The organism is Microbacterium sp. CPCC 204701 (genome assembly GCF_004010105.1).
In the GTDB taxonomy this organism is placed as follows: domain Bacteria; phylum Actinomycetota; class Actinomycetes; order Actinomycetales; family Microbacteriaceae; genus Microbacterium.
Genome location: NZ_RRYE01000090.1, coordinates 1 through 9,186, shown reverse-complemented (window position 1 = coordinate 9,186; position 9,186 = coordinate 1). Strand labels below are relative to the sequence as shown.

The 9,186-nt window shown below is 70.8% G+C and carries 10 protein-coding genes; 8 read left to right on the top strand and 2 right to left on the bottom strand.

The window, feature by feature from the left end; translation table 11 throughout:
* Nucleotides 1–265: 265 nt before the first annotated feature.
* From EIO58_RS07790 to EIO58_RS07775, 4 genes are read left to right on the top strand one after another with little or no spacing between them, the layout of a single operon-like run.
* Nucleotides 266–1,177, top strand: a complete 912-nt coding sequence (locus EIO58_RS07790) for a metal ABC transporter substrate-binding protein (RefSeq protein ID WP_127819051.1) — start codon at nt 266–268, stop codon at nt 1,175–1,177.
* 4 nt (nt 1,178–1,181) lie between these two features.
* Nucleotides 1,182–1,985 (top strand): metal ABC transporter ATP-binding protein, encoded by an 804-nt coding sequence (locus EIO58_RS07785; protein WP_240658633.1) that lies wholly within the window; start codon nt 1,182–1,184, stop codon nt 1,983–1,985.
* Nucleotides 1,982–2,845, top strand: coding sequence for a metal ABC transporter permease (locus EIO58_RS07780; RefSeq protein ID WP_127819050.1), 864 nt, complete (start codon nt 1,982–1,984; stop codon nt 2,843–2,845). The genes EIO58_RS07785 and EIO58_RS07780 overlap by 4 nt, the downstream gene beginning before the upstream one ends.
* Nucleotides 2,846–2,887: 42 nt before the next feature.
* Entirely contained in the window at nt 2,888–3,523 is a 636-nt protein-coding gene (locus tag EIO58_RS07775) for a metal-dependent transcriptional regulator (RefSeq protein WP_127819049.1), read from the top strand.
* Between the two features lie 121 nt (nt 3,524–3,644).
* Here the strand turns inward: EIO58_RS07775 and EIO58_RS07770 are convergent, their stop codons facing one another.
* A complete protein-coding gene (locus tag EIO58_RS07770; protein ID WP_240658632.1) occupies nt 3,645–4,598 on the bottom strand; it encodes an SDR family NAD(P)-dependent oxidoreductase in 954 nt (317 codons plus the stop codon).
* 59 nt (nt 4,599–4,657) lie between these two features.
* On the opposite strand from EIO58_RS07770, the gene EIO58_RS07765 reads away from it, so the two are divergent.
* The gene (locus EIO58_RS07765) at nt 4,658–5,467 is read left to right on the top strand and encodes an HAD-IIA family hydrolase (RefSeq protein WP_127819047.1); all 810 of its coding nucleotides are present in this window, start codon (nt 4,658–4,660) and stop codon (nt 5,465–5,467) included.
* Between the two features lie 155 nt (nt 5,468–5,622).
* On the top strand, nt 5,623–6,195 hold the full coding sequence (locus EIO58_RS07760; RefSeq protein WP_127819046.1) for a YdeI/OmpD-associated family protein: 573 nt from the start codon (nt 5,623–5,625) through the stop codon (nt 6,193–6,195).
* A gap of 119 nt (nt 6,196–6,314) precedes the next feature.
* On the opposite strand, the gene pyrE is transcribed toward EIO58_RS07760, so the two are convergent.
* Nucleotides 6,315–6,893 (bottom strand): orotate phosphoribosyltransferase, encoded by a 579-nt coding sequence (pyrE, locus tag EIO58_RS07755; protein ID WP_127819045.1) that lies wholly within the window; start codon nt 6,891–6,893, stop codon nt 6,315–6,317.
* Between the two features lie 61 nt (nt 6,894–6,954).
* Between pyrE and EIO58_RS07750 the strand changes: the two genes are divergently transcribed.
* Together EIO58_RS07750 and EIO58_RS07745 are read left to right on the top strand one after the other, a co-directional pair.
* Entirely contained in the window at nt 6,955–7,791 is an 837-nt protein-coding gene (locus tag EIO58_RS07750) for an exodeoxyribonuclease III (protein WP_127819044.1), read from the top strand.
* A 225-nt stretch (nt 7,792–8,016) separates the two neighbouring features.
* On the top strand, nt 8,017–9,186 hold a 1,170-nt coding region (locus tag EIO58_RS07745; RefSeq protein WP_164861583.1), incomplete at its 3' end, for an RNA polymerase sigma factor.

Sequence of the window (9,186 nt, the reverse complement as noted above, 5' to 3'; positions counted from 1 at the left end):
CGGGTCGTCGGGCCAGGCGTGCGGACCGCCGGGCCACGGCCCCACCCCGACCGGCAGAGTCGGCTCGGCCTGCTCCGCACGCGGCGCGGGGGCCCCGGGTCCGTCCGGGTCGGGCGTGGTCACCGGCCCAGGCTATCTCGCCCGCGTGCGCACAACTCAGGCAGAACGCCCGCGCCGAGCGCGCGCACGGTGTGCCGCGGCATCCTGCCTGAATCACGGGCCGACAAGTACCTTCGGTGCGCCGAAATCTCGATATGATTTCGGTATGCCGAAAAGCTCCCGCGTGGCCCTCGCGGGCATGTGTCTCGGGATCGTCGCGCTGACGGGGTGTGCGGCGCCCGACACGCATGCCGACGACAGACCACTCGTGCTCACGACGTTCACCGTGATCGAGGACATCGCCCAGAACGTGGCGGGCGAACACCTCACGGTCGAGTCGATCACGAAGATCGGCGCCGAGATCCACGGCTACGAGCCGACGCCGGGCGACATCCGGCGCGCCCACGGCGCAGACCTCATACTCGACAACGGCCTGGGGCTCGAGGCCTGGTTCGAACAGTTCGTGGCCGACGTCGACGCGCCGCACGTCGTCGTGAGCGAAGGTGTCGATGCGATCCCGATCACCGCGGACGCCTATGCCGGTCGCGACAACCCCCACGCGTGGATGTCTCCCCTGAACGCTCAGCTCTACGTCGACAACATCGTCGCCGCGTTCAGCGACCTCGACCCGCAGAACGCGAGCGCGTTCGAAGAGAACGGCGCGGAGTACAAGATCCGCCTCCAGCAGATCGAGGATCGTCTCGTCGCCGAACTCGGCGCCCTGCCGGTCGAGCAGCGCGCACTCGTCACATGCGAGGGCGCGTTCTCGTACCTTGCCCGCGACGCGGGTCTGACCGAGGCCTACCTCTGGGCGGTGAACGCCGAGCAGCAGGCGACCCCCCGGCAGATCGCCGACACGATCGAGTTCGTCGAGGGCAACGACGTCAGGGCGGTGTTCTGCGAGTCCACCGTCTCGGACGCGGCGATGCAGCGGGTCGTCGACGCGACGGGCGCCGAGTTCGGCGGCGTGCTCTACGTCGACTCGCTCTCGGCGGTCGACGGGCCCGTCCCGACGTATCTCGATCTCATCGAGCACGACGTCGACACCATCCTCGCCGGTCTGACCGGAACGGGGTGACCGTGTGATCCCACGCAGGTTCAGCGACGACGGGCGAGCGGCCGAGGCATCCGCTCCCGCACTCGACGTGCGCGATCTCACCGTCCGCTACGGCGATGTCCTCGCGGTCGACCGCACGGATCTGACGCTCGCCGCGGGCACCGTCTGCGGGCTCATCGGCATGAACGGATCGGGCAAGTCGACCTTGCTGAAGGCGGTGATGGGCATCGTGCGACCCGAGCGCGGCGCCGTCAGCATCGACGGGATGCCGCCGCACGCCGCCCGCCGGCAGGGCGCGGTGGGCTTCGTCCCGCAGTCCGAAGCGGTCGACTGGGGGTTTCCCCTGCGGGTGCGCGACGTCGTGATGATGGGCAGATACGGGTTCCAGGGGCCGACACGGCGACCCCGCCGCGTCGATCGGGAGGCTGTCGCGGAGGCCCTCGAGCGGGTGGAGCTGAGCGAACTCGCAGATCGGCAGATCGGCGAGCTGTCGGGCGGTCAGCGCAAGCGTGCGTTCGTGGCCCGCTGCCTCGCTCAGAACGCACGGCTGCTGCTGCTGGACGAGCCGTTCGCGGGCGTCGACAAGCGCACCGAGGCGACGCTCACGCACGTGCTACGCGAACTGGCCCGCGACGGACGCACCGTGCTGATCGCGACCCACGACCTTGCGGCGCTTCCCCGGCTGTGCGACGAGGCCGTCCTCTTCCTCCACACCGTTCTGCTGCATGCCGCTCCCGATGTCGTGCTCCGACCCGAGAATCTCGTGCGGGCGTTCGGCGTCGATGTGTTCGACGCCGGTGCGGACGCCGAGGGCGAGGCATCCCGATGACCCTCGTGGATTGGATGCTGGAGCCGCTGCAGTACGACTTCATGGTCCGTGCACTCACCGTCAGCCTCGTCGCCTCGGTCGTCTGCGGGCTCATGAGCTGCTGGCTGGTCCTCATCGGCTGGTCGCTGATGGGCGACGCCGTCTCGCATTCCGTTCTGCCGGGAGTGGTCCTGGCCTACCTGCTCGGGGCGCCGTTCGCGGCGGGGGCTCTGGTCTTCGGGGTCGCCGCTGTGGCGGCGATCGGCGTCATCCGCACCACGAGCAGAGTGAAGGAGGATGCCGCGATCGGCGTCGTGTTCACCACGCTGTTCGCAGTCGGCATCGTGCTGATCTCGGTGATCCCGAGTCAGACAGATCTGACCCACATCCTCTTCGGCAACCTTCTGGGCGTCGGCGTCGACGACCTCGTGCAGGTGCTGGCGCTCGGGGCGGCGACGATGGCGGTCCTGGTGCTGAAGCGGCGGGATCTCACGCTGTTCGCATTCGATCCGGCTCACGCCGCGGCCATCGGGCTTCGTCCACGACTGCTGAGCGCCCTGCTGCTCGGCTGCCTCGCCGTCACCGTCGTCGTCGCACTGCAGGCCGTCGGTGTCATCCTCGTGGTCGCGCTGGTCATCATCCCGGGGGCGACCGCCTACCTCCTGACGGATCGGTTCGGGCGCATGCTGGTGTTCGCTCCCCTGATCGCCGCGCTCAGCGCCATCGCCGGGCTCTACCTCAGCTACTACCTCGACACGTCGTCGGGCGGCATGGTGGTCGTGGCGATGGGGGCGCTCTTCCTGCTGGCCTACCTCTTCGCGCCGAAGCACGGACTCGTCGGGCGTCGTCTTCCCCGTGGGCGCCCCCGACTGGCGTCATGAGCCGTCGCATCCGGGCGCTGCGGCCGCGGGTACCCTGATGCCGTGCCCTCCCCCGCGATCGACGACTACCTCAAGACGATCTACCACCACACCGAGTGGCAGAGCGAGCGCATCACCCCGTCGCAGCTGGCGGGAGAGCTCGGCCTCGCACCGTCGAGTGTGACGGAGATGGTGCAGAAGCTCGCAGCGCAGGGACTGGTGACGCACCGCCCCTACGGGCCGATCTCGCTCACCGAGGCCGGCGAGCAGCGCGCCGCCGGAATCATCCGCCGGCACCGGCTCATCGAGACGTGGCTCGTCCGGGAGTTCGGCTACTCGTGGGACGAGGTGCACGACGAGGCCGAGGTGCTCGAGCACGCCATCAGCGACCGCCTGCTCGAGGGCATCGACGAACGGCTCGGACGCCCGCGCTTCGACCCGCATGGCGATGCGATTCCGGATGCCTCGGGCCACGTGCGCCGCGAGTCCTTCGTGCTGCTCGGCGCGGCGCCCACCGGTCACGTCGGGCGGGTGCTGCGCGTGAGCGACCGCGACCCCGATCTGCTCCGTGCGGTCGAGGTCGCCGGTGTCGCCGTCGGGGCTGAGGTGACGGTGACGGATGCCGCGACCCTCGCGATCGACGGCTCGCGCGTGGAGCTGCCCCCCGCCGCGGCCGACGCGGTCTGGCTGACCGCCTGACTGGCCGATCCCGCGCGCCGTGACACCCGAAGCCGGCGTTCCCGAGGCTCGCGTGGCGAAACACGCGGCATCCCCTGGCCGATCCCGCGCGCCGTGACACCCGAAGCCGGCGGTCCCGGGCTCAGGCGCGAGCGTCCGCGGCGGCCTGTTCGAGCGGCCAGTGGACGCCGGTCGCCGCCTCGGCGAAATCCCACATTCGGACGCCGATCTCGGAGTCGCGCGTGATCTTCGGCGGCTTCTGACGCCGAGGAACGCCGCGGCTGCCCGTCCTCGGGCCCCAGAACTCGCCGCCCTCGACCTCGGGGTCGGCGAGCGCGCGCACGAGGGGCCACGCGCCGTGCTCTTTGGACTGCGCGAACGCGGCCTGCAGGTTGTCGCGGAAGCGCTTGACCCGCGAGGGCTCGTTGACGCCGGCGATGCCGGGGGTGCGACCACCCGTCGAATACCCGGGGTGAGCGACCACGCTCTCGACCGGGACGCCTGCGTCGCGCAGGCGCCGGTCGGCCTCGAACCCGAGCGCGGCCGTCGCCACCTTGGACTGCACGTACGCGCGCCACGCCGAGTACCGCTCGCTCAGCTGCGGGTCGACGGGGTCGTACGGCGTGAGCGCCGTCGACATGCTCCCCACCCAGACCATGCGGCCGGCGGCCGCCGCGAGCGCGGTCAGCAGCTCGCCGCCGAGGGCGAAGTGCCCGAGGGCGTTCGTGGCGAAGACCACCTCGTGGCCGTCGATCGTCGTCTCACGCGCGCGCGGCGCGTGGACGATCCCGGCGTTGAGCAGCACGCCGTCGAGCCCTCCCCGGCCACGGACGCTCGCCGCAGCCGAGCGGACCGACCCGAGGTTGGAGGTGTCGAGGATGAGCGGCTCGGTGGCGTCGGCCGCGGCATCCGGAACCCGGCGGCGTATCGCTGCGCGCGCCGCGGACAGCCGGTTCGGGTGGCGGCCCGACATGAGCACCTTCGCCCCGGCGCGCGCCAGCTGCTCCGACGCGAAATAACCCAGACCGGCGTTCGAGCCCGTCACGAGGTACACGCGTCCGGACAGGTCGGGAAGGCTCCGGGGGTCCCACGTCACGACTCCGACCCTACGCCCGCGCGACATCCCGCGACACCGCGACCGCATACCCTGTACGCATGCGCACGCGCTCCGACATCGAATGCTGGCTCACCGACATGGACGGCGTGCTGGTGCACGAGAACACGCCCATCCCCGGGGCATCCGCTCTCCTTCAGCAGTGGCGCGACCAGGGCGTGCCGTTCCTCGTGCTCACCAACAACTCGATCTTCACTCCGCGCGACCTTTCAGCGCGGCTGCGCGCGTCCGGGCTCATCGTGCCGGAGGAGTCGATCTGGACGTCGGCGCTCGCGACCGCCGACTTCCTGAAGTCGCAGATGCCGGGCGGGACCGCGTTCGTGATCGGAGAGGCGGGCCTCACGACGGCGCTCCACGAGGCCGGGTTCATCATGACCGAGACGAACCCCGATTACGTCGTGGTCGGCGAGACGCGCAACTACTCGTTCGAGGCGATCACGAAGGCCATCCGGTTCATCGGCGCCGGCGCACGGTTCATCGCGACGAACCCTGACGCGACGGGGCCCTCCACCGAGGGCGTGCTGCCGGCGACCGGCGCGATCTCGGCGCTCATCACGAAGGCGACCGGGATGGAGCCCTACGTCGTGGGAAAGCCCAACCCGATGATGTTCCGCTCGGCGCTCAACCGCATCGGCGCGCACTCCGAGAACACCGGCATGATCGGCGACCGCATGGACACCGACGTGGTCGCCGGCATCGAGGCGGGCCTGCACACGGTCCTGGTGCTCACCGGAATCAGCGATGCGCTCGAGATCCAGCGGTATCCGTTCCGCCCCGACGAGGTGCTGGACTCGGTGGCCGAGCTGCTCGACGCCGACCCGGTCGAGTCCGAGGACGCCGAGCTGCTGTAGCCGCCCTCGGCCCCGTCGCTGCTTCGTCCCTGCGGCGAGCCGTGGCCAACGGCCGCGTCGACCGCGCAGGATACGGCGATTCACGACGGATCGCGCCCCATCCATCTCGGACGGCGGCGGCGCGCGAAGTCACAGGCCCCCGGTAGGTTCTACGCATGGGTGCGCTCGACGACGGTGAGAAGGTGGAGGCGACGGATGCCGCGGCCTGGCGCGCGTGGCTCGAGACGAACCATCGCACCTCGAGGGGCGCCTGGCTCGTGCGCGCGAGGGCCGGCTCGCGCCTCACGTTCGTCGAGTACGAGGACGCCATCGTCCACGCGCTGTGCTTCGGTTGGATCGACGGTCCGGTCCGCACGTTCGACGAGTTCCGGGGCGGGCTGTGGTTCGCGCCGCGGCGCCCGACGAGCGGGTGGGCCGCGACGAACAAGGCCCGGGTCGCGAGGCTCGAAGCCGAGGGGCTGCTCACGGAAGCCGGCATCCGTGCGATCGAGGTCGCCAAGGCGAACGGCGCCTGGAGCGTGCTCGACAACTCCGAGGCGCTGCGTGAGCCCGACGACCTCGCCGCCGCACTCGATGCGGTGCCTGCTGCGCGCGCGACGTGGGACGCGTTTCCCCCGTCGGCCCGCAAGCTCGGGATCGCGAACGTCGACATGGCTCGACGCCCCGAGACGCGTTCGGCCCGGATCGCCAAGATCGTGACAGATGCCGCGGAAGGCAGGCGACCGTGATCTCAGAGACCGACCAGACCCTGTTGCTCGCGGTGTCGGGCGTGATCGTGTCAGGCACCCTCGTGGTGCTGGTGTGGCAGCTGTGGAGGAGCCGCGGCCGCGACGACTGAGCGTCCCGGCTACTGCGGCTCGAGGCCGAGGTCGTCAAGATCGATCGCGGCGAGCCACTGCAGGCCCTGCGCCTCGACCGCGGCCTGCGCGCCGGTCTTGCGGTCCACGATCACGGCGACGGCGACGGGCTCCGCGCCCTCGCGGCGGAGCGCCTCGACGGCCTTCAGCGCCGACTGCCCGGTGGTCGAGGTGTCCTCGACGACGACGACGCGCTTGCCCGCGACATCCGCTCCCTCGATCTGGCGCCCGCGGCCGTGGTCCTTCGGCTCCTTGCGCACCACGAACGCGTCGAGCGGGCGGTGGGTGCGGGCGGACTCGTGCATGACGGCGTTCGCGATCGGGTCGGCGCCGAGCGTCAGCCCGCCGACGGCGACCACGTCGTCGACGTCGCGGATGAGATCGAGCATGATGCGCCCGATCGCCGGAGCCGCCCGGTGATCGAGCGTCAGCTTGCGCATGTCGACGTAGTACGTCGCCTGCGCGCCGCTGGAGAGCGTGAAGTCGCCGTGGAACACCGCCTCGTCCTCGATGAGCGCGATGAGGTACTGGCGATCGGCTTCGAGCTCGGGCGTGGAGGCGACGGTCATGCCGATGAGTCTACGGAGCGGCCGAGGTCGCCGCGTCCCCGCCGCGAATAGGCTTGGGCCCATGCGCCTGGCCACTTGGAACGTCAACTCGATCCGCGCCCGGGTCGACCGTATCGTCGACTTCGCGGTGCGCGAGCACATCGACGTGCTCGCGATGCAGGAGATCAAGTGCAGGTCCGAGCAGTTCCCGTTCGAGCGGTTCGAAGACGCCGGCTATCACGTCGAGGCCTTCGGGTTCTCGCAGTGGAACGGCGTCGCCATCGCCAGCCGCGAGCCGATCGAGAGCGTGCGCACCGCGTTCCCCGGGATGCCCGGCTTCGCGAAGGGCCACGACGGCGCCGACGCCCCGCTCGAGGCACGCGCGATGGGCGCGACGGTCGGCGGCGTCGAGGTGTGGAGCCTGTACGTGCCCAACGGCCGCTCGCTCGGCGACCCGCACTACTACTACAAGCTCGACTGGCTGTCGGCGCTCGCCCAGTACACCGCGGGTGCGCTCGCCGCGAACCCCGATCTGCCGCTCGCACTGGTCGGCGACTTCAACATCGCCCCGACGGATGCCGACAACGGCGATCCGTCGGTGGTGCAGGGCTTCGCGACCCACGTGTCGCCGCCCGAGCGCGAGGCGTTCGCGGCGCTCGAGGCGGCCGGCCTTCAGGACGTCGTGCGTCCGCTCGTGCCGACGGGCTTCACGTACTGGGACTACAAGCAGCTGCGCTTCCCGCGCAACGAGGGGATGCGCATCGACTTCATCCTCGGTTCGCACGCACTCGCCGACGCCGTGACGGGCGCGGCGATCCACCGCAACGAGCGCAAGGGCGAAGCCCCGAGCGATCACGTGCCGGTCGTCGTCGACCTCGATCTCGAGGGCTCCGACGACGACCGCCCGATGATCTTCTGACGCTGCTTCCGCACGCCGGAGCACCGGCATCCTGCATCCTGGAATTTTTTTCTTCGTCGTCGCGTCATGATCGAGGTCCCGGTACGTCATGAACAATGGAGCGCACAGTCCACCCGACCGCGGACGCCCCCACCGGGGGTTTCCCAGCGCGTTCCCCCTCGCCCGGCGCGGCTCTGCCCCGCCGGTCGCCCCTGAAACCCGTATGCCATCCGGCGAGGAGTCAATGTGAACACGCCCAGCAGCGCCGTCGCGGACGACGCGCTGCCCGTGCGTTCCGACGAAGCGCTCGTCGCCGCCGCACGCGCCGGAGACGACGCCGCCTACGCGGAACTGTGGGAACGGCATGTGGCGAGCGGACGCCGCGCGGCGAAAGCTGTGAGCCCGACCGTCGACCCGGACGATCTCGTGTCGGAGGCGTTCACGCTGATCCTGGGTGCCATCCGCAAGGGCGGTGGTCCGCACGAGGGCTTCCGCCCGTACCTGTTCAGCACGATCCGCAACATCGCCGCGTCGTGGGGCCGCCGCGCCAAGGAGATTCCGCTCGACGATCTCGACGAGCGGGCGGCGGAGTCGTCGGCCGAGTTCGCCGAGCGGGTGGCCGACCGCTCGGTGCTGGCCCAGGCGTTCCGCGAGCTGCCCGAGCGCTGGCGTGAACTGCTCTGGTACACCGAGGTCGAAGGTATGAAGCCGCGCGAGGTCGCGCCACTGCTGGGGATGACGCCGAACGCCGTCTCGGCGCTGGCCTATCGCGCGCGCGAGGGTTTCAAGCAGTCGTGGCTGCAGGCGCACATCAGCGATCCCGCGAGGCCCGCGGAATGCCGCTGGGTGTGCGAGATGCTCGTCGCGAGCGAGAAGAGGCCGGTGCGCCGCGGCGATCGGCGCCGGCTCGACGCGCACCTGCGCGATTGTCAGGCGTGCCGCATCGTGGCGGCAGACCTCGAGAACGTGTCGCAGAAGCTCCGCATGGTGCTGCTGCCACTTGTGCTCGGCGGGGTTGGGGCCCTCGCCTACACCGCCGATGCCACTCCGGCCGTGGCAGCGGTGGTGACCGGAACGCCCGTCTGGGGAGGGGGGACGTCCGGCTCTGGGGATGCAGGCGCATCTGGGGGCGCCTCGGACGGTGGTGCCGGCGCGGGGGGCGCCGGCACCACCGTCCTATCTGCGGTCGGGATCGCGGCGGGGGCCCTCGCCGCGACCGCGGCCGTCGCAGTCGTCATCGTGATCGCTCCATGGAACTCCCCCGCGGGTGAGGTGGCCGAGCCACCCGTCGCGGTTGCACCCGCTCGCGAGGAGCCGGCACCGGCCGACGATACCGGCAACGAGACTGCGGCTTCTGACCCGCTTCTGCTGCCGGAGGCACCCGCTCCGCCCACGGTCGATGCGCCACCCGCGTCG